This is a genomic window from Pseudomonas sp. Pseusp10, assembly GCF_059492225.1.
This window is the reverse complement of record NZ_CP168528.1, coordinates 1570387-1591098: the sequence shown is the minus strand read 5'-3', so window position 1 is coordinate 1591098 and position 20712 is coordinate 1570387. Positions and strand designations below refer to the sequence as shown.

The 20712-nt window shown below is 59.4% G+C and carries 17 protein-coding genes and 1 pseudogene; 5 read left to right on the top strand and 13 right to left on the bottom strand.

Annotated features, from left to right (window positions below):
* Nucleotides 1–70: 70 nt before the first annotated feature.
* From ACEN8Z_RS07120 to ACEN8Z_RS07105, 4 genes are all read right to left on the bottom strand, one after another.
* Nucleotides 71–1054, bottom strand: a complete 984-nt coding sequence (locus tag ACEN8Z_RS07120) for a FecR family protein (RefSeq protein ID WP_495597174.1) — start codon at nucleotides 1052–1054, stop codon at nucleotides 71–73.
* Nucleotides 1051–1623: an RNA polymerase sigma factor gene (locus tag ACEN8Z_RS07115; protein ID WP_495598094.1), complete on the bottom strand. Its 573-nt coding sequence runs from the start codon at nucleotides 1621–1623 to the stop codon at nucleotides 1051–1053. Before ACEN8Z_RS07115 ends, ACEN8Z_RS07120 begins: the two co-directional genes overlap by 4 nt.
* A 253-nt stretch (nucleotides 1624–1876) precedes the next feature.
* Nucleotides 1877–2284, bottom strand: coding sequence for an HPF/RaiA family ribosome-associated protein (locus ACEN8Z_RS07110; protein ID WP_442095836.1), 408 nt, complete (start codon nucleotides 2282–2284; stop codon nucleotides 1877–1879).
* Between the two features lie 214 nt (nucleotides 2285–2498).
* The gene (locus ACEN8Z_RS07105) at nucleotides 2499–3446 is read right to left on the bottom strand and encodes a LysR substrate-binding domain-containing protein (RefSeq protein WP_108218256.1); all 948 of its coding nucleotides are present in this window, start codon (nucleotides 3444–3446) and stop codon (nucleotides 2499–2501) included.
* Nucleotides 3447–3581: 135 nt separating this feature from the next.
* On the opposite strand from ACEN8Z_RS07105, the gene ACEN8Z_RS07100 reads away from it, so the two are divergent.
* Nucleotides 3582–4958 carry an L-serine ammonia-lyase gene (locus ACEN8Z_RS07100; protein ID WP_495597173.1) on the top strand — a complete coding sequence of 459 codons (1377 nt, stop codon included), beginning with the start codon at nucleotides 3582–3584 and terminating at the stop codon, nucleotides 4956–4958.
* 309 nt (nucleotides 4959–5267) lie between these two features.
* Entirely contained in the window at nucleotides 5268–5585 is a 318-nt protein-coding gene (locus ACEN8Z_RS07095) for a DUF3509 domain-containing protein (RefSeq protein WP_108229095.1), read from the top strand.
* On the opposite strand, the gene ACEN8Z_RS07090 is transcribed toward ACEN8Z_RS07095, so the two are convergent.
* A complete protein-coding gene (locus tag ACEN8Z_RS07090) occupies nucleotides 5582–6082 on the bottom strand; it encodes a phosphate-starvation-inducible protein PsiE (RefSeq protein ID WP_008000650.1) in 501 nt (166 codons plus the stop codon). The two genes, ACEN8Z_RS07095 and ACEN8Z_RS07090, sit on opposite strands and share 4 nt — an antisense overlap.
* Before the next feature lie 277 nt (nucleotides 6083–6359).
* Here ACEN8Z_RS07090 and ACEN8Z_RS07085 point away from each other — a divergent pair.
* Nucleotides 6360–6599: pseudogene (locus tag ACEN8Z_RS07085) on the top strand (YebG family protein); the annotation flags it as partial.
* Between the two features lie 188 nt (nucleotides 6600–6787).
* Here the strand turns inward: ACEN8Z_RS07085 and ACEN8Z_RS07080 are convergent.
* Nucleotides 6788–7807, bottom strand: a complete 1020-nt coding sequence (locus tag ACEN8Z_RS07080) for a Glu/Leu/Phe/Val dehydrogenase family protein (protein WP_442095838.1) — start codon at nucleotides 7805–7807, stop codon at nucleotides 6788–6790.
* A 183-nt stretch (nucleotides 7808–7990) separates the two neighbouring features.
* Between ACEN8Z_RS07080 and ACEN8Z_RS07075 the strand changes: the two genes are divergently transcribed.
* Complete coding sequence (locus ACEN8Z_RS07075) at nucleotides 7991–8794, top strand: SirB1 family protein (RefSeq protein WP_495597172.1); 804 nt, start codon at nucleotides 7991–7993, stop codon at nucleotides 8792–8794.
* Between the two features lie 135 nt (nucleotides 8795–8929).
* On the opposite strand, the gene maiA is transcribed toward ACEN8Z_RS07075, so the two are convergent.
* Genes maiA through hmgA form a run of 3 tightly spaced genes read right to left on the bottom strand, consistent with a single transcriptional unit; the run spans nucleotide 8930 to nucleotide 12190 of the window.
* The gene (gene maiA / locus ACEN8Z_RS07070) at nucleotides 8930–9565 is read right to left on the bottom strand and encodes a maleylacetoacetate isomerase (protein ID WP_495597171.1); all 636 of its coding nucleotides are present in this window, start codon (nucleotides 9563–9565) and stop codon (nucleotides 8930–8932) included.
* 12 nt (nucleotides 9566–9577) lie between these two features.
* Nucleotides 9578–10882 (bottom strand): fumarylacetoacetase, encoded by a 1305-nt coding sequence (gene fahA, locus ACEN8Z_RS07065; RefSeq protein ID WP_495597170.1) that lies wholly within the window; start codon nucleotides 10880–10882, stop codon nucleotides 9578–9580.
* Nucleotides 10883–10885: 3 nt separating this feature from the next.
* A complete protein-coding gene (hmgA, locus tag ACEN8Z_RS07060) occupies nucleotides 10886–12190 on the bottom strand; it encodes a homogentisate 1,2-dioxygenase (protein WP_495597169.1) in 1305 nt (434 codons plus the stop codon).
* 163 nt (nucleotides 12191–12353) lie between these two features.
* Between hmgA and ACEN8Z_RS07055 the strand changes: the two genes are divergently transcribed.
* Nucleotides 12354–13178 carry an IclR family transcriptional regulator gene (locus ACEN8Z_RS07055; RefSeq protein ID WP_008000627.1) on the top strand — a complete coding sequence of 275 codons (825 nt, stop codon included), beginning with the start codon at nucleotides 12354–12356 and terminating at the stop codon, nucleotides 13176–13178.
* Here the strand turns inward: ACEN8Z_RS07055 and ACEN8Z_RS07050 are convergent.
* The 4 genes from ACEN8Z_RS07050 to ACEN8Z_RS07035 all read right to left on the bottom strand — a co-directional run bounded on the left by ACEN8Z_RS07050 (nucleotide 13143) and on the right by ACEN8Z_RS07035 (nucleotide 19876).
* Nucleotides 13143–13832: a hypothetical protein gene (locus ACEN8Z_RS07050; protein WP_495597168.1), complete on the bottom strand. Its 690-nt coding sequence runs from the start codon at nucleotides 13830–13832 to the stop codon at nucleotides 13143–13145. The genes ACEN8Z_RS07055 and ACEN8Z_RS07050 overlap by 36 nt on opposite strands.
* 171 nt (nucleotides 13833–14003) lie before the next feature.
* Entirely contained in the window at nucleotides 14004–16550 is a 2547-nt protein-coding gene (locus tag ACEN8Z_RS07045; RefSeq protein WP_495597167.1) for a LuxR C-terminal-related transcriptional regulator, read from the bottom strand.
* Nucleotides 16551–16691: 141 nt separating this feature from the next.
* Complete coding sequence (locus ACEN8Z_RS07040) at nucleotides 16692–18059, bottom strand: DUF1329 domain-containing protein (protein WP_442095846.1); 1368 nt, start codon at nucleotides 18057–18059, stop codon at nucleotides 16692–16694.
* 23 nt (nucleotides 18060–18082) lie between these two features.
* Complete coding sequence (locus ACEN8Z_RS07035) at nucleotides 18083–19876, bottom strand: DUF1302 domain-containing protein (RefSeq protein WP_495597166.1); 1794 nt, start codon at nucleotides 19874–19876, stop codon at nucleotides 18083–18085.
* Nucleotides 19877–20712 lie beyond the last annotated feature (836 nt).

Sequence of the window (20712 nt, the reverse complement as noted above, 5' to 3'; positions counted from 1 at the left end):
GTGTTGCCCCAATACTGTGAACGACTCAATACCTGTGGGAGCGAGCTTGCTCGCGATGGGGCCGCCAGCTTCAACGCAAAATAATCAGATGCCCCAGCACTTGATGCTGCTCAAACCCCATCAACCCCTGCAAAGAACTCAACACCGCCTGCGGGTTCTTGCTCGGGAAGCTGCCACTGACCCGGCGAGCCGCCAGTTCATCGTTGAGCAACACGATCCGCCCGGGGTAGTAGCGCGCCAAATCCTGTACCACGTCGGCCAACGTCGCCTTGTAGTAATTGAGCCAGCCCTGGCGCCAGGCCAAATGCGCTCCGCTGTCCACCAAGTGGAGTTTTTCCATCGAGCCTTCGCCGTAGGCCACTTGCTGGCCGGCGGTGAGAATTTGCTGTTCGGCGTTCTTGTCCGCCGACACGCCAACCCGCCCCGACAACACCGTGACCTGCGCGCCATGGGGTTGCAAACGGACTTCGAACTGCGTGCCCAGGACCCGCGCCTGCCCTTTCTCGGCGTCCACCACAAACGGCTCGCCGGTATGGGTGACGCTGAAAAAACCGGCGCCGCGGCGCAACTGCACATGGCGCTCGCCACGGCTGAAGTCCACCGCGATGGCACTGTCGGCATCCAGGGTGACTTGCGATTGGTCGGCCAGGGTCACGGTGCGAATGTCCCCTGGCGCCGAGACGTAATCCGCCCCCAGGTCATCGATCCAGCGCATCGGCTGCCAACCCGTGCCGAGGCTGATCATCAGCAGCAGGCAAGCGGCCATGGCGCCGGACCAGCGCCCAACCGCACTGCGCCGTGGGCGATCCATCGCCTTGAGATACCCCTGCAAGGCAAAGGCGTCTTCATGGGCGAGGGTGCGCGCCGGCACTTCGCTCAACTCCCACAGCACTAGCGCCTGGGCATACGCCTCGGCATGGGCGGGGTCGGCTTGCAACCATTGGCTGAACGTAGCCTGGTCACCGCTGCTTGGCTGGTCATGTAACAGGCTCAGCCAGGCCAACGCGGCCTGCTCCTGCGCGGGCGTCGGAATGACGCGGTCAAAGTGGTTCACGGTGCTTTCCCTGGCATACGCGTTTCGGCTTCCCGAAGGCTGGCCTTGCAGGCTTCGAGAGCGCGCATCATATGTTTTTCCACGGCACTTTGGGACAAACCCATGGCCTTGGCGATCTCGGCGTACTTACGGCCATGAATGCGATTGAGCAAAAAGATCTGCCGCGTACGCTCCGGCAAGGCGCGCAACGCCGCTTCGACATGACGCAAATCGCTGCCTGCCTCCAATGCCGCCTGCGGTCCGCTGCCGTGGCTGTCCGGCGGTTCGACCAGCAAGCCTTCACTGGCCCGGACTCGCGTGCCTTCACTGCGCAAATGGTCGATGGCGATGTTGCCGGCGCAGCGCAGCAGATAAGTGCTGAGCTCCTCGACCTGCACCAGCGGCCGCCGCCAGAAACGCAGGAACAAATCCTGTACCAGGTCAGCCGCCGTCGCCCGGCAACCGACGCGACGATTCACCAACGCCTCCATTTGCGAGCGCTGGGAAAGAAACACCTGGAGAAAATGCGCACGGTCGCCGCGCTGTTGATCGTGCTCGATATCGCGGGGGTCGGGTGGGAGAGTGATCATCATTCATGTTTCGACCTGAAAACCGGTGAGGCCACGACAGCGTCAGGGGGCCGGCAAGGCCGCAATATTAATGATAAATATTCTCATATGCAAAAGGATCGGGGGCAGCCCTCTATTACGCCCGTTGGTTGCACCGCAAACCTGGCTGTCCCCGCAGCCATGCCAATGGCCACGGAATCCAAAAGCCACCGAAAACAAAACGGGCCTGCAATGCAGGCCCGTTTTCATGGGAAGGTAAAAAGTGAATCAGGTATCAGCCGTTAAGCGCCGCCTGTTCGTTTTCCAGAAACTCTTCTTCCAGCAGCTGGTCGGCATGGGCGCCACTCTCGATGGGCACCACATTGGCTCGTTTGCCGCGTAGTTTTCCGAACATATGCTCCAGAGCATGTTCAAGTTTGGTGGCCGCCCCGTCGATCGCCTGCTCCATGGTGGAGGCTTTATGGGCGACGGAAATCGGTTGATGGCCTTTTGGCCGCGCCTCCAGTTGGCAGCGCATGTCGTGGGGACCCGGCTTGTCGCCGTTCTCGTCCCGCAGGTGAACCTCAACTCGTGTCAGGTCCTCTTCGTAGCGTTCGAGCGTGCTCTCAATGGTCGTACGTACCCACTCCTCCAGTCGTTTACTGCCTTGAATATGGTTATCGCTATTGACTTGGATTTGCATAGTTCATCCCTTATTTCAGCTAGCTCGCGAGAGGCCGGTCAGCTAAGCCCTTGGGCGTCATCACCGTGACCTCTTGGTTACACAATCGGTCTGTACGCTGAACAATTCAACCCCCTAAAAAAGATAAATTTTCAATCGCAAAAAAAGCCGGACAACCGATAAAAGCGCTGTTAAGGTCGGGAGTTGGGTCGCCCTGCTCTTACGTAATATTTGCTCACATTTGCCGCTCCCCCAACGGGTGCAAGCTGCGAAAAATCCCCGCTTCTTCCACCAGCCAGTCATGCACCGCACGCACGCCGGGATGGCTCAGCGCACCCGGTGCATAGAGCAGCATGTAGCGTTTGTGGTTAGGCACCGCCAGACCAAAAGGCACGATCAACGCCCCACGCTCCAGTTCATCGTTGAGCAGCGTTCGTCGGGCAATCGCCACCCCCATCCCGGCGATGGCCGCTTCGATCGTCAGGTGATTGCGATTGAAGGTATGCCCGCGTCGCACATCCGCCCCCTCGAAGCCGATGGCATTGAGATAAAACTCCCATTCCGCGTACTCGTAGCTGCCACGCCAGGCGGTGATGTCGTGCAGCAAGGGAAAGTGCATCAGGTCTGCCGGACCGTGCAGCGGCGGACGACCACGCAACAGGCTCGGCGCGCACACCGGAAAAATCTGTTCATCGAGCAAGGCTGTGGATAACAGCCCCGGGTAGCTGCCGTCATTCAGATCGATCGCCAGGTCGAAGTCACCTTCATGCAAGGGCACGCTGCTGTCCTCGGCCACCAGGCGCAACTGAATGTCCGGAAAACGCTGCTGCAAACGCGGCAGGCGCGGCGTCAGCCATTTGCTCAGGAATGACGGAATCGAACGCACCCGCAGAATCCCGCTGATCATGCCTGCATCCAGTCGCCGCAATTCGGCGTCGATGCTGCCAAAAGCCTCGTTGACGGTAACGGCCAGGCGCTGGCCCTCAGCGCTCAGTTCCACTCCACGGGCGCGGCGGTGAAACAGGCGAAAGCCCAGGCGTTCTTCCAACTGGCGGATCTGCTGGCTGACGGCGCCCGGTGTGATGTGCAGTTCTTCGGCGCATCGGGTGAACGATAGGTGCCGCGCGGCACAGGCAAACACGTTCAGCCAGACATACGTCTGGGCGTGTAATTGACGACTCATCGTTTAGTCCTGCTAAAGGATATCTTAGGAATTTTCGTTGGTCACGCAGGATCGTGGCAGGCAGTATCTCCCAAATTGCGCTTGTCCTACAGAAATGGCAGCGATTTCCCTTCCATTGCATGTACAGGCTTTAGCATGGCTATCAGTGTTTTCGATCTCTTCAAAGTCGGCATCGGCCCGTCCAGCTCCCATACCGTCGGTCCGATGCGCGCCGCCGCGACCTTTGCCCGGCAGTTGGTCGAACAGGGTTTTCTGGCTGACGTGCGACGAGTGGAGATTCGCCTTTACGGCTCTCTGTCGGCAACCGGCGTCGGCCACGCAACGGACCGCGCCTGCGTTATGGGTCTGATGGGCGAATGGCCCGACAGCATCGACCCCACTACCATTGACAGCCGAATCAACACCCTGCGCAAAACCGGTCAGTTGCCTCTGGCAGGCATTGCGGACATTGCCTTCGACTGGCAACGCGATCTCCTGCTGCTCAACGAGAGTCTGCCCTACCACCCCAATGCCATGTCCCTGACAGCCTTCGGTGAAACCGGCGAACTGTTCGAGCAAACCTACTACTCGGTGGGCGGTGGTTTCATCATCGAAGCGGCCGAAGCCGAATCCGGGATCGCACCGACCGGCGATGTGGTGCTGCCTTACGACTTTTCCAGTGCCGCCGAATTGCTCAAACTCTGCAACGAGCACGGGCTGCGGGTGAGCGAACTGATGATGGCCAACGAACGGGCATGGCGCACTGACGCGCAGATCCGCCAGGGCCTGTTGCATATCTGGTCGGTGATGCGCGAATGCGTCGAACAGGGCTTGCGCCACGAAGGCATTCTGCCCGGCGGTCTGAATGTTCCGCGTCGAGCGGCGAAACTGCATCGCAGCCTGCAGGAAATCGGCAAGCCGAATGTCATCACCTCCACATTGTCAGCGATGGAATGGGTCAACCTGTACGCCCTTGCCGTGAACGAAGAAAACGCGGCCGGCGGGCGCATGGTCACGGCACCGACCAACGGCGCGGCGGGGATCATTCCGGCGGTACTGCACTACTACATGAAATTCAATGCCGACGCGTCTGACGACGATGTAGTCGCGTTCTTCCTGGGCGCAGCTGCCGTCGGCATCCTGTGCAAGAAAAACGCTTCGATCTCCGGAGCCGAAGTCGGCTGCCAGGGCGAAGTCGGCTCCGCCTGCGCCATGGCCGCCGCGGGCCTGGCAGAGGTGCTTGGCGCCACCCCGGAACAGCTGGAAAACGCTGCCGAAATCGGCCTGGAACACAACCTCGGTCTCACCTGCGACCCGGTTGGCGGACTGGTGCAAGTGCCGTGTATCGAGCGCAATGCGATCGCAGCGGTGAAGGCCATCAACGCCACGCAAATGGCCCTGCGCGGCGACGGCAAACACTTCATTTCCCTGGACCGGGTGATCCGCACCATGCGCGACACCGGGGCGGACATGCACGACAAGTATAAAGAGACGTCGCGGGGCGGACTGGCGGTGAACTGGGTGGAATGTTGATCGCTTTGGAGGCACGTCGAGGTTTATTGCCCTGAAACGTGCAGAAAACACGGCCACTGCAGGAGCGAGCTTGCTCGCGAAAAACCAAAAGGCACCGTGGGGTGTCTGGGTTTACGCGTTATCGTTGACGATCATCGCGAGCAGGCGCGCTCCTACAGAACGTGTTTTTTGTCCGACAATTTTGTCGGCATGCCCCTTGCTACATCCTGATTGGAACAATGATGGCGAGATGGCCGGTGGTCTGACATTGCGAACCAACCCGATCACGGCCGGTCAACAACTGCACGTTCAATCAGGCGGTGACGCATCATGGACAACCCTTTCCAGCTCATTACCGATGCCTTTGCAGCGGATTACCAGATCAACCTGAGCATTCAGGGACTGGACGGCAGCATCATGCTGACCCTCTCCAACAGTGGCCGCGTGGTGGCCAAACGCATGATCAGCGCCGAACAACGCAATGACCCCCAACGTCTCAAGCGTCTGGTTCAAAGCATTCAATTCGGCATTGCCATCGAACAAGGCCACAGTGCCGTGGCCATCCTCGAATCCATGACCGATGACGGCACCCGCAGTCTGCCGCCGCCACCCGCCAAAGGCCGGCCCCGACCCGCCATGGGGCTTTAAAGCTCGCCCTTTTCTACTTCCGGATGTTCACTGGAGCCCGCACCTGTTTTGCGGTGTGGGTTTTCAATCTTCACCGAAGGAAATTGCGACGAAGCGTAACGCACCACCAGAATCGCAAACGCCAGCAACAGAATCCCGCCGCACAGATAAATGATTCCCAGGTCCGGCGGGTTGTGGTGCGAAACGTTGGAAATCAGCAGCCGCGTCAGCGCGGTGATCGCCACGTAGATCAGGAAGCGCACGGGCATGTGGTTGGTCTTGAAGTAAATCCCGACCATCGCCCCCAGTTCCAGGTAGATGAACAGCAGCAAGATGTCATCGATCTTGATGTGTCCCTCTTCGATCATTCCGAGAAACTCCATCACCGCCGCCCACGCGGTCACCGCACCAATGGCGAACAGCGCCAGGTAGTGAAAGGTTTCAACGAACAGATTGCCCAGGGACTCGGCCAGCTCATGGACGTTCTGCCGCAATTTTTCGGCCCAGTTGATTTTCACGATGCTGCTTCCTTAGGTCGGTTCGAACGGATGATGCGGGTTGGACGTGAAGGTTTTTCTGCATGCAGAAAAAAGGCCAGCCCATGATGGCGAGCCGCTCTGGATTGCGCGCCGTGGCGTTTGGTCGCACCTGCTCCGCGCCTCACCTGACAAATGTCGAAACCGGTCTACATTAAAAAGCCACTACCCAAAAGGCAGGGATTCGCTTATCCTTTATGCTGTATATAGATACAGTAGTCGAAACCGACAACCAATGTGAAGGCATGTGAGGTGGTGAATGGCCGTCGAAGTGGTATACCGCAGCAGCCGAGATCTGGAGCGCTTGTTCATGGATAAAGCCGAAGCTGACCGTCATGACAAAATGCTCGAACTGGCCGAATTGCTGGCTGAAGTGTTGCAGAAAGCCGTTCCGTCGCTGACCGAGCAGCAAGTGGAAGAAGCCGGGATCTACATGGCGAAGAATCGCGATGTGTTCGCCAAGGCGTTCAAGAGCCAGCCGGACGCCCTGTCCGAACTGCTCAGCGCACCGGTTGAAGTCGCAGAACCGGTTGCAGCGGTCGAGGTCGTTGAAGCCGCTGAGCCGATCACTCCGGCCAAGCCTGCCAAGGTCCCCAAAGCCGCCAAGTAAGCAAAGCCCAAATTGAACAGGCCCTGAGTCGAATGGCTCAGGGCCTTTTTCATGCCTGTGGAAAACTCATGCCTGATTCACCGGTACAACACTTTCTCCGCCAACTCGTCGGCCACCCGTGCGGGGGAGCGTTTTTCCGCCTGGGCGTGGGCGAACACTTCGGTCAGGCGCGAGCTGATTTTCGACAGATGTGCGGTGATGGTCGGCAGTCCTTCGCCGCGGTGCTTGAGCGACACGTAAATCAGCCCACCGGCGTTGATCACGTAATCCGGTGCGTACAGGATGCCCCGCCGCTCCAGTTGGTCGGCGACGTCCAGATGCGTCAACTGATTGTTCGCCGAACCGGCCACCGCCGAGCAGCGCAATTGCGCCACGGTATGGCTGTTGAGTACACCGCCCAGCCCGCAGGGCGCGAGGATGTCGCAAGGTGTGCTGAGCAGCGCGTCGTTGGCAATCGGGTGCGCACCGAGTTGCTCCATGGCCAGTTGCACCTTGCCGTGATCGATGTCGCTGACCAGCAGTTCGGCACCGGCGGCGTGCAACTGTTCTGCCAGGGCATAACCGACATTGCCCAGGCCTTGAATGGCAACGCGCAGGCCTTCGAGGTTATCGCTGCCCAGTCGCGCCATCGCAGTGGCGCGAATGCCGGTGAACACGCCCATCGCCGCGTGTGGCGCGGGATCGCCCGCCGAGGTGGTGCTGGTGACGTGCTGGGTCTGCTGGGCGATGCAATCCATGTCCGCCACTGAAGTCCCGCTGTCGATGGCGGTGATGTAACGGCCTTCGAGCTGTTCGATGCAGCGTCCGAAGGCTTCAAATAGCGCCGCACGGTTTTCCACATGGGCCGGGCGCACGATAACCGCTACGCCGCCGCCCTGGGCCAGGCCGGCCAGCGCTGCCTTGTAGCTCATGCCTTGGGCCAGGCGCACAGCGTCCTCGACCGCGGACTCGTCGCTGGGGTAGGCAAGGTAACGACAACCACCCAGGGCAGGCCCCAGCCGGCTGTTATGAATGGCAATGACCGCCTTCAACCCGGTGACCGAGTCAACGCTCAGATGTAGCGATTCAAGGCGAGTGCTTTGCATGAGAGCGAACATCGTAAGGCTCCCGAATCACTTCTTGTAGTCGCCAGTATAGGCTTGCGCCCAAAAATTGCAGAAGCGCACAGGAATAAGCACGGCCACGATGCTAGCTTTCGGAAATAACCTGTATTGGCCCTTGTTCGGCACTGGACGAATGCCGGAGAGGGGGCTAAAACGAGGCATTGCCCGGAGATTCTGATGACCCCGCGCCAATCGTTTTTCGCCTGCCTGCAACGTTCACCGCCCGCGCTGTTCGAGGCGGCACTGTGGATTGCGGTCGAGCACGACAGCGAGGTGAACCCACAAGCACTGCTGGCCGATTTCCAGACGTTGCAACAACGGGTCAGTGGTGGCTTGCCGATGTTGCCGGTCAGTGAACTGGCCCAGCCGTTGCTGCGGCGCATGAACGACCTTGGTTTTGCCCAGGACGATTTCACGCCATTGCGCCCGCAAGTGGCACTGCTTGACAAAGTTCTGGAACGCCGGCGAGGGCAACCCTTGACGCTGGGGCTGATTGCACTGGAGTTGGCCAAAGGCCTGGAGATTCCCATGGTCGGGGTCAACTTCCCCGGACATTTCCTGCTGCGGGTGCCGGGCGCCGATCATTTACTCGACCCCTGCGGCGGCCGTCGCCTTTATCCGAACGATTGCCGGGAATTACTGCACCGCCAGTACGGCCCGAACATAAAGCTCGGCGCCGAGCACCTGGAAACCGCCGAGCCGGTGCAGATGCTGCAACGGCTGTCGCGCAACCTGCGCCAGTTGTACCTGTCCCACGACGATGTCATCAATGCCTTGATCGACGCCGATCGCGTCCTGGAACTGGGCAACGCCAGTGCCACAGACTACTTGTCCCGGGCCAGCCTGTACCAGCGCCTGGACTGCCCGAATGCCGAGCGTTTTGACCTGGAGCATGCGCTGCTGCTCAGCGACGATCCGATCCAGCGGATTCGCCTGACGGAGCGGCTGGGGCATTTGCCGCCGAACGCCATCGTTCACTGATCACAAAACACCTTGTGGGAGCGGCGGTGCGGCGGTCCGACTTGCTCGCGAAATCGGTGTATCAGCCACATTATTGTTGACTGACACGCCTTCTTCGCGAGCAAGCTCGCTCCCACATTGGAACGGTGTGAGGCATCAAGGCGTGTCTGGCTGATTCGCCGGATGCGCCTTGATAAACGCCGGATGCGTTGCCGCCAACGCCGCCACTCGACGAATCCGCGGGTAAGCCTCAAGGGAAACATTGAAGCGCTCGGCCGCATACAACTGCGGGATCAGGTAGACGTCCGCCAACCCGGGCTCGGGGCCGAAACAGTAACCGTCATCGCCGATCAACTGCTCCACCGTGGCCAACCCTTGGCCGACCCAGTGACCGATCCACTCCACCACCTGCGGTTCGTCGTGGCCCAACTGGCGCAGACGATTGAGCACGCTGACGTTATGCAACGGGTGCACATCGCAGCCGATCACTGCCGCCACACCGCGTTCATGGGCGCGGGTGGCGAGGTCCCCGGACAGCAGTGGCACCTGTGGATAACGTTCCTCCAGGTATTCGATGATGGCGGGAGACTGGATCAGCAACTCACCTTCATCGGTGCGCAAGGCCGGCACCCGGCCTTGCGGGTTGACGCTCAGATAAGGCGGCTGCCGATGCTCGCCGCCCTGCGGTGCGATCAGGTTGACCGGCAAGGACTGATAATCCAGGCCCTTGAGCGCCAACGCGATACGCACCCGGTACGACGAAGTCGATCGGTAGTAGGTATAGAGTTCCATGCCTCGCTCCTGTTAACGCGCCGGCAGCACTTTGCCGCGGCACTCACCGAAACCGATGGAAGCGAAACCGTCACGACGGCAACGGCCGCGCAGGATGATTTCGTCACCGTCCTCAAGGAATTTACGCACTTCGCCCGACGCCAGTTCGATCGGTTTTTTACCACCCTCGGTAATTTCCAGCAGGCTGCCGAACTGACCGCTCTCAGGGCCCGACAACGTGCCCGAGCCAAACAGATCACCGGCCTGCAATTGGCAACCATTGACGCTGTGGTGCGCGACCATTTGCGCCACGGTCCAGTACATGTGCTGTGTATTGCTCAAGGTCAGGCGATGGGCTGGCAGGTTCTGTTCACGCATGGCTTCGGTGAGCAGCAACACTTCCAGTTCGATGTCAAACGCGCCAGCGGCCTGATCGCGCTTGTCGAGCAGGTATGGCAGCGGCTGCGGATCACCTTGCGGACGCACAGGCTGGGCGCGACGGAATGGTTCCAGCGCTTCGGCGGTCACGATCCACGGAGAGATACTGGTGATGAAGCTTTTCGACAGGAACGGCCCTAGCGGCTGATATTCCCAGGCCTGGATGTCCCGTGCCGACCAGTCGTTGAGCAGGCAGAAACCGGCGATGTGATCGGCCGCATCGCCAATGGCAATCGAGTCGCCCATGTCGTTGCCCTGGCCGATCCAGATACCCAGTTCCAGTTCGTAGTCCAGGCGTGCACAAGGACCAAAGGTCGGCTCGGTTTGACCGGCCGGCAAGGTCTGGCCTTTCGGACGGCGTACATCGGTACCGGACGGGCGAATGGTCGACGCACGACCGTGGTAGCCGATTGGCACGTACTTGTAGTTCGGCAGCAACGGGTTGTCGGGACGGAACAGTTTGCCGACGTTCTGCGCGTGCTCGATACCAACGTAGAAGTCGGTGTAATCATTGATTTTCGCCGGCAGGTGCATCTCGCAATCCGCCGCCAGTGGCAGCAGTTTCGCCCCCTGGGCTTCGATCTTGCCATGCAGGGTGCTGCCTTCGGAGAACAGTTCCAGCAAGCGTTCACGCAGGGCCACACGGGCCTCGCGGCCCAGTTCGAAGAAGGCATTCAACTGGCCGCCACGGGTGGCCTCGACGGCAGCCTTCGCGGCGCCATCGAACAATCCGGCCTCCAGGGCCGCTTGCAGATCAAAGATATGCTCGCCAATGGCCACGCCGCTACGCGGTGCCGAGCCGTTGAGGCTGAACACGCCCAACGGCAGGTTTTGCAGCGGGAAATCAGCATGGCCGTTGGCGGATGCAACCCAGCTGCGAGTGATGGAAGTCTGCGTCATGGGTTATCTCCGGGTCGGGTCGAAAGTGGCGGGCAGCGTAGCCCAGCAGGCATCGTAAGTGTTTTGCAGTTGCGGGCAATCGAGGGCGAAACGGCTTGGGCGCAACACCTGGCTGGTTTCGAACATGAACGCCATAGTGTTGTCGATTTTCGCCGGCTTGAGGTCCGCATTGATCGCTTTGGTACAGGTCTCACCGTCCGGACCGTGGGCACTCATGCAGCTGTGCAGCGAAGCACCACCGGGCACGAAGCCTTCAGCCTTGGCGTCGTATTCGCCCTGGATCAAGCCCATGAATTCGTTCATCAGGTTGCGATGGAACCAAGGTGGACGGAAGGTTTTCTCGGCCACCATCCAGCGCGGCGGGAAGATCACGAAGTCGAGGTTGGCCAGGCCGTGGACGCTGGTTGGCGAGGTCAACACTGTGAAGATCGACGGATCAGGGTGATCGAAACTGACGGTGCCGATGGTGTTGAAACGGCGCAGGTCATATTTGTACGGCACGTTATTACCGTGCCAGGCGACCACGTTGAGCGGCGAATGATTGAGCTCGCACGCCCACAATTGGCCGAGGAATTTCTGCACCAGTGTGGTGGGTTGTTGCAGGTTTTCGTAGGCGGCCACCGGGGTCAGGAAGTCCCGCGGGTTGGCCAGGCCATTGCTGCCAATCGGCCCCAGGTCCGGAAGACGCAGCGGCGCACCATGGTTTTCGGCGACATAACCGCGGGCTTGCGGGTCAATGAGTTCGATACGGAATTTAAGGCCGCGTGGCAGTACGGCAATTTCCAGCGGTTCCAGTTCAAGCACGCCGAGTTCGGTGGCTATGCGCAGGCGCCCCAGCTCAGGCACCAGCAACATCTCGCCGTCAGCATTGAAGAACACACGCTCCATGGAACGGTTGGCGCGGTAGTTGTAGATGCTGATCCCGGCCGGTTTTTCTGCGCCCGAGTTGGCGGCCATGCTCACCAGACCTTCGATGAAATCGGTCGGCTCGGCGGGAATCTCCAGCGGGTTCCAGCGCAGGCGATTGGGGGTCACGTCACCCAGTGGACCGCCGGCCAGTTGCCGATCCAGTTTGACGAACGCCGGATGATTGGCCGATGGCTGAATGCGATACATCCAGGTGCGACGCGCCTCGCTGCGCGGCATGGTGAACGCCGTGCCGGAGAACAGTTCGGTGTAAAGGCCGTACGGGGCTTTTTGCGGGGAGTTCTGGCCAACAGGCAGTGCGCCGGGCAACGCTTCGCTGCTGAATTCGTTGCCGAAGCCTGACAGGTAAGCCAGCGCTGGCGTCGTTGAATCGGGGTTCATGGAGCCTCCTGAACAGGGAGTCGGCAATGGCCGGTCGCTCTGTTGCAGAGTTCGTGGCATGCCTGGGTTATTTTTATCGTAATTCAATTACGCATAACGTAATTTGATTGGTATTGACCGTCAAGCTATAAAGACGCCCATTCGTCCCGGGATCCCAGCCACCATGGAAAAAACCAGCGACAACAACGGTAAACAGAAAGTCCGCTCGGCCGAGGTTGGCACCGACATCCTCAAGGCTCTGGCCGAGTTGTCGCCTTCGACTTCGCTGTCGCGCCTGGCCGAACACGTGCAGATGCCGGCAAGCAAGGTTCATCGCTATTTGCAGGCCTTGATCGCCAGCGGATTCGCCGAACAGAACGCCGCCACCAACCATTACGGCCTTGGTCGCGAAGCCCTGCGCGTCGGCCTGGCGGCACTCAACAGTATGGACGTGCTGAAAGTCGCCGCCCTGCCCCTGGCTGAATTGCGCGATGACTTGAACGAAACCTGTTTTCTGGCGGTGTGGGGCAATCAGGGCGCGACCGTGGTGCATATCGAACCGGCGGTGCGTGCGGTGACGGTGGTGACACAACTGGGCTCGGTGTTGCCGCTGCTCAGCTCCTCCACCGGACTGGTCTTCGGCGCTTACCTGCCTGCGCGTGAAACCGTGGACCTGCGCGATCAGGAATTGCAGAACAGCACCGCCCACGCCTTGGCCGATCAGCAGGCGTACACGACGATGTGCGAACAGATCCGCCAACGGGGCCTGCATCATGTGCATGGATTGTTGATGCCCGGTGTGGATGCCTTGTCGGCGCCGGTGTTCAACGCGATGGGCAAGATTGCGGCAGTGCTGACGGTGGTGGGGCCGACGTCGCTGTTTCATGCCGACGAAAATGGCCCGGCGGCGCAGCGATTACTGGCTGCGACACGGGCCATCAGTTGGCGGATGGGCTACGAAAGTCCTTCCGTATCAGATCAGGAACTGCGGAGCAATTTCGATCACTAGGTCACTGATATCCTTGATCGTGAGTTGCGGATGCAAATGAAATTCCTGGGAACTGTAGGCGACCGAATAAACACCAACGCCTTCGCCGTGATAGTAAGGAATTTCATTCTGTTGGAAATGAGCAAAGATATCTTCGGCCAGGCTTCGGGATTGAAGTATCTTTCGCCCGTCCGCTTGCGTGACAAAACTGGTCAAGTACAGGTTATCGATATTGATTTCCTGGAGCCGATACTTCAACGCAGCATGGACCTCCTCGATGCCAGATACCTTGATCGAGCGTTTTGATAGATTGATTGAGGGCGCATCGGTCAACCAACGGACGATATCAATTATAAGCCGTTCAAACTCTATCAGGTCCAGCCCTTTAACCCGATGTTCCGGCTTGAAAGAATACTGCCGATTGAAAAGCCCATTGATACCCTGGACATAATCAGGCAGAGTCTCTTTCTCAACCCAATCCAGTGTCTCATCGAATAACGTCCTGGATTCGCTGACGTCAGTGCCAATAATATCAACCAGCGTATTCAGATAGGTCTTGTGCGGGTTGATTCCGAGTTTCCCCAGGTGTTCAGCCAACAGCACCTCGACGGCGAAATCCGCACGAATACGCTTCAATAGCAAAATCTTACTGTTAGAAAAAAAACTGTCACTCATACAGACTTCCTGTCACGTTAAAGAGCCGAGCATCCTGCTCGAACTGTCGACCAATATACTGACAATGCAACAAATTGCTTATTTATCAGCGCCGACGACTATATTAATCAACACGGTTACTTATGCACGCAACCGTATGTTTTAATTCATTTCAAAATTTAAAATCAACCATTACCAAACCTGCATTATCAACCCCAACTTCTTCGCCATGGCAACTGCCTGTGTGCGTCGTTCCACACCCAACTTGCTGTGAATGCGCCGGGCATGGGTTTTCACCGTATGCAACGAAATGAACAGTCGCTCGGCGATTTGCTGATTGGAGTTGCCTTGTGCAATCAGGTCCAGTACTTCAAGCTCTCGCCCGCTCAGCAAACTGACATCGGTGCCCATATCGACCACTGGCGCCGTTCCCTGTAGACGACAGATCAGACTCGGCTGGCGCAAATTCAAATCTCGCAATGCCTGTTGCCCCTGACAACGCTTCACCAACGCCAGCCCGGCCTCAAGTGCTGCGTGGGCAATGTCCGTCTCACCCGTCAGGTCCGCCACTTCGCAGATTGCCAATTGCAACTCCGTTTCCAGCGCCGGCATGGCCTGTTGTTGCGCATGCTTGAGTAACGCCTTGAGACGATCCAATGGACCTTGCGCCAATTGAAGTTGAGTCTCGGCCAACACCAACTGGTATTCGATACGCGCAATCAGTTGCAGCGTGGCGGGTGGTGCCTGGCGTGCATGGGCTGCGCGATAATGACGCAAGACTCGGGTCAGCGCTTCCCGGGCCAACTCCGGGCGCCCTTGTTGCAGCCAGAAATGACTGCTTGTTTGCAGCAGTACGCCGCGATAAACCGTATCGGGAATCTGCCGCTGCTGCATCACGCGCTCGGCCTCGCGCAGACGATCAAACGCAAGGGCGTAATCGCACTGGTTGGCGGCCATCTGCGCTTGCCCGAGAAAGCCATACAGCGCGTGCTTGTCCTGGCTTTGCAGGCAGTCCTCCAGGCCGGACTGGAAGAAACCGGCGGCCAGTTCATCTTGTCCCTGACAAAGGGCCAACCGTCCTCGCCGCAGGGCAATTCGCCCCAATAGCGGCGTCGGTCGATCAGCCTCTCGAGACAACAGGGCAAAAATATCAGCCAACAAGCTCTCGGCGCGTCGGGGCGCTCCGCGCATCTCCAGCAACTGCGCGTGATCGAGCTCAAGCAGCCCTTCGAACAATAGCGAGCCTTGGGCGCGCGCCAGACACAGCGCCTCACGATTGAACGTCTGCGCCGCATCGAGTTCGGCGTTGAGCAATGCCTGTTGGGTCAGACCCGACAGGCACAACAATCGCGTCGGCCAGGCGTCGACGCTCAACTCGGCCAACGCATCGAGAAAGTGCGCGCGGGCCGCCTCCATGCGGCCTTGCAAATGCAGCAACCAGCCCTGTTGTGCCTGCCAGCGTGCCAACAGTTGCCGTTGCAGCGCCTGCGTAGGCTGCGGGGCAAATCGTGCCAGTTGCTCGATGCACGCGGCGGCATGATCGAAACGTCCGGCAAACAGCAACGCCGCGCTAACCAGTCCCACCAATTGCGGTGTAACAAGGGTCAGCTCAGCATGTTGACGCTCGTGGAGTTTCAACAACAGGCAGACATTTTCGCGCCGGAACAAATGTTCGAGGCTGAAGTGCTGCAACAGACTGACCGCCACTTCAAACTCCTGCGCCAACAGCGCCTGCTCGAACGCGCCCTGCCAGTCCTCTTTGGCGCTGAACCATTGGCAGGCACGGCGATGCCAGGATCGCCCGGCCGGGGTCGGCTCTTCACGCATTGCCCGGGCCAGTGGCTCGAAGATCCGCAACCATTCGACGGAGTCCTCCCAGGGTTCAATGAAGCAGCCCATATCCTGCAACGCGTGCAGCCACTGCGCCCCCTCACCCGTACCGAAAAGATGCTCGCACAAGCTGGCGTTGAAGCGCGGCAGATGAACCAACACCTGCCAGACCTCAACCAACTCCGACGGCAGGGTGTTGAACAATTCGTGTTGCAGATAATCGAGCAGCGTCGCCGAACGCCCCTGCTCACCCGACCACGGACAACCATTGAGTAACGCGATCCGCACGCCAGCACACCAGCCACCGCTGCGCTCAACCACCCTCTTGGCGGTTTGTGCCGCCAGGGTCGGCTCGACATGAGCGAGCAACTGCACGACTTCAGCCTCGGTGAACGCCAGTGCCCGACCTTCGCACTCGTACAACTCATCATCCAGCAGCAGCCGTGGCCAGTTGCAGGGTGGTCGTCGCCGGGAGCCCACCCACCAGGTCAGCGCCGGACTGGCAACGGCCAACAGGCGATCGAGCATCCGGTCGAGCTCCGGGTTGGGTGCGCGGCAATAATCATCGAGAAACAGCCAGGTCGGCGTCTGCAATAGCGCCAGATGCGCCAGCAGCCCCGGCTCATCCGCCGAGGGCAGACCCAGCGCTTGCGTCAGGCGCAACAGAAAATCGGCTGCACTCAACGACTCCCCCGCCAGCGGCAGCCAACAGACCCGAGTGCGCTCCGGTGCCCGAAACAGGCATTCGGTGAGCAACGCGCTCTTGCCACTACCGGCCGGTGCGCAAAGCAACTTTACCCGTGCAGTCGAGACCAGCATGGGCTCAATCAGCCGCTCGCGGGACAGATGATGGGACGACAGTCGGGGCAGGAAGCCAGGGCGGTCCAGGCAGTGCGTCATTGCAGTCATAGTGGTGCGCCTTTTTTATAATTCTGGCGCCACCCTAGACCCCTCCCGAGCGCTTGTTGAAGAAGTATTCAACACACTGATCGACACCTATAAAAAAGGTGACCGTGAAGTCACCCTTTTGTGTAAGGGCCTGTAGGAAACCTACCTGACCCCCGTGCTACGTAAGGCCGCTGGTGTGTAGTCCCCCGCTTTTGCATCGATGTTGAATTCGAAGCTGCGCTTCTCTTCGTTCTTCATCCCCAGGGCGATATAGCGACCGGCAATCAGGTCATACAGCGCTTCGACGGTGTAGGCCGGCACTTGGTGATCGTAGTAGAACTGGGCATGCCCTTCGGCGACGCGCCAGAGCTGGCCACGTCCGTCGTAGTGGTCGGCCAGCGCCACTTGCCAGCTGTCTTCATCGATGTACATGTGGCGTTTGGCATACACGTGCCGCTCGCTCGGCTTGACCGTGGCGACGACTTCCCAGACCCGGTGCAATTCATAGCGCGTCAGGTCCTGATTGATGTGCCCGGCCTTGATCACATCGGTGTACTTGAGGTCTGGCGAGTCGAGCTTGTAGCTGTTGTAGGGGATGTACATCTCCTTTTTGCCGATCAGTTTCCAGTCGTAGCGATCCGGTGCGCCGGAAAACATGTCGAAGTTGTCGGTGGTGCGCAGGCCGTCGGATGAGGTGCCGACGCCGTCATAAGCGACCTGTGGCGCACGCCGTACTCGACGCTGGCCAGCGTTGTAGATCCAGGCCTTGCGCGGTTCCTTGACCTGGTCGAGGGTCTCGTGAACCAGCAACACGTTGCCCGCCAGCCGCGCCGGCGCAGTCACTTCCTGCTTGAAATAGTTGAGGACATTATCGTCACTGCCCGGCTTCAGATCACCGAGCAACGACGGCACGGCGACTTCGTCCTTGAAGCGGATCACGGTGAAATCGCCATTGGACTGCGGTGTCGCCTGGGTAATGGTGCGGCGCAGATTGCCGCCGTGGTAACGAGTGACATGGTTCCAGATCACTTCCACGCCATTCTTTGGAATCGGGAACGCGTAGTAGCGATTGCCGGTGAAGTTGGCCAGACCGTTACCGTCGTTGATCGGTGTTACATTCAGTGCGCTGCGTTTGGCCGACTCATATATCTCGGCCGGTAACGCCACGGTGCGGTGGCTGGGATAGACCGGAATTTTGTAAGTTTCGGGATAGCGTTTGAACATCGCGATCTGGCCGTCGGACAGCTTGTCCTTGTACTTGTCGACGGTCGCTGCGGTGATCACGAACAACGGCTTTTCGTTGGCGAACGGGTCAGCCAGGAAACCCTTGCTGTCCACCGCGCCAGCATTTTTCGGGATGCCGCCGGTCCAGGCTGGAATCGAGCCATCGGCATTGCCGGCCTTCTCGGCACCGAGCGGTGTAAGACTGGTGCCGAGCTTGTTGGCCTCTTCCGGCGGCACCGCAGCCATCACGTTGGCGGTCAGCAACCCGAGGGTCAGCGCGCCTAATTGCAGAATCATCTTGCGCATTGAAATCATCCTTTTCAGCCAGATCAGAAATTCACGCCAAAGCTCAACGCCACGAAGTCACGGTCGGTGAGGACGTTGAAGTCCCCACCGAAAAAGTCGGTGTAACTGAGGCTCGCGGTGTAGGTGTTGCGATAGTCCGCATCGACACCGAGGCTGACCGCCTTGGCGCCTTCGTTGAACAGACCGTTGGGGCCAAAGCCGGAGACATCGTGGGACCACGAGAGGTTGGGTCTGAAATTGATCCCGGCGATCAGGTTGTTGTAATCGAGGATGGCCCTGGCGCGATAACCCCATGAAGTCGAGGTCACGAAACCGTCGGTATTGCCGCCGAAACCATACTGGCCATACACCGAGTCGCGGCCGTAGCGCAGTTTGGTACGTGCTTCCAGACCACCGACCCGAACCACCGCCGCCTCGCCCACCAGGGTCAGGCGATCCGCACCCGCGACCTGATCGATGAAGTGCGTCAGGGTGCTCTGGATCTGCGTCACTTCCTTGCGGCGATAACCTTTGTTGTCAGCCCCCGGTGACGTGGCGATGGGCGATGCTGCGCCGCCTGCAATCGGATTGAGCATGGCCAGGGTCAGGTCATTGGTGTTGACCTGCACCGGGAGGTTGGGGCGGTAGCTGATTTCCCCGTTCCACGCGGTGCCGGTAGACAAGGTGGTGGAAAAGCTGGCGCCGTAGAGGCGGATGTCCTCCGGGTACTCGAGGAAATACTGGCCGCGACCGAGCATCACACTTTGGGCCAGGCCTGAACCGCTGCCGGGGGCGATTCGGTTGGCAGCAGCTACGATTCCCGGAATGCTTGCCAGCGTACTGAGCCCGGCGGTAGTGGTCCCGACGTTGGGGCTGCGGCTGTGGTAGTTCAGGAAGTACAGGCCGTACTCGGTGTCGTCCCCCAGCCAGCGCAACGCCGTACCCCACTGTCCTGAGTCCCGGGCATCACGGTCGCCGCCACGGGGAACGATCACGCCCTCTTTGCTGACCTCGAAGCCCTGGCCAAAGGCTGCAGCAATCGGCTGCAGCGGTGCAATGGCCGGGCTGGCGACGGTGTAGCCCTTGTTGCAGCCATCCGCCACCACATCGACACCAAAGAAGGTGCCGCAGTTATCGACGACCGTCTGGTCCCATTCCAGTTGATAGAAGCCCTCCACGGTCAACTTCTCCGTCAGGCCCTGGGAGGCGAACAGCATGTTGACCGGGATCAGGCCCTCCTTGATCTCGGCTCCCGGGCGACGGAACGCGGACACGTCGACCGGATTGATGCTGTTGATCGAGTTGCCGATGAAGGTGCTCTCACCCCAACTGACCACCTGCTTGCCGGCACGGACCGTGCCCGGCAAATCGGCGAGGGAGTAGTTGTGATAGACGAAAGCGTCGAGGATTTGTCCGCCTGAAGACTTGGCGCCTTCTTTGCGATTGTGATCGCTGATGTCCTTGAATGGGCGGCTTTCATCCTTCAGTTCAAAGTCGTACCAGTACTTGCCACGCACAAACGCACCGGTGTCGCCGTACTTCAGTTCGAGGTCATGAATCCCCTTGAAGATCTTCGAAAAGGTTTCGCCCTTCTTGAAGTTCAGTCGCCCGTCGTCACCGGTCGAAGACTGGCCGGAACCGCCATTGACGATGCCCACCAGGTCGTTATCCGCATCACGCATGCCCCAGCTCGCGCCGACCGACAGCGAGGAATCGAACGTCCCCTCGATTTCCCCGATGTTGAACGAAATGGCCTGTGCCTGGGCACAGCAGCCTAATGCAACCGCAGCCGCCAGCGCCTGTGGTGTGAAGATGGCGCGCATTGTTGTTTTTGTCATGCGTCTTCCCCGGTGAGTGACAGAAGGCCTCACCCTACTGCCGGGCATCGGGGTCGATAAGCGCACCAAGGAGGTATTCGTGGTGTACCTCTTAAGGATGACTGGCACAGGGTCATCACCCGGACGAGCACCCGATTCCTGACTGTTGCCGGGGCTGCAACAGTGCATGTCCGTAATTGGTATTTTTCCTGCGACACTAAGGGCTTACTCTTGCCTGGCTGCCACGGTAAACCGCCGCAAGGCACGATGTACCGGCCTGCGCCGTGACTGAAAGATTTCAGATGAATTGAGGATTCGGTTCATCGCCCCGCGCTCACTGACGTTGATTTGTAGCTCCTGATCCAACGTCTTACCTTGGCCGCTGCGTTTGCAGCGGCCTTTTTTATGGGTCTCATTTTCAGCGTGGGCACGGTCCCCTGCAGGAGCTGGCTTGCCAGCGATGGTCGCTAACGATAACGCGTGTGAACCGGATTAACGCGGCGCACTTGAGTCCATCGCCAGCGGGCTGGCTCCTACAGACGCGGTCTCTTGTAGGAGCTGGCTTACCAGCGATGGACGTTAACGATAACGCGTGTGAACCGGATAAACGCGGCGTACTTGAGTCCATCGCCAGCAAGGCTGGCTCCTACAGTTTCAGCGTGGGCATGGTCACTTGTAGGAGCTGGCTTGCCAGCGATGGTCGTTAACGATAACGCGTATGAACCGGATAAACGCGGCGCACTTGAGTCCGTCGCCAGCAATCGAGCATCGACCGGCTGCTCCTACAGTTCCCGGGATTGCATGAAGAACCTTTTTTATGGGCGATGTTTTTTGATGAATGACCGCGACCAGGAAAA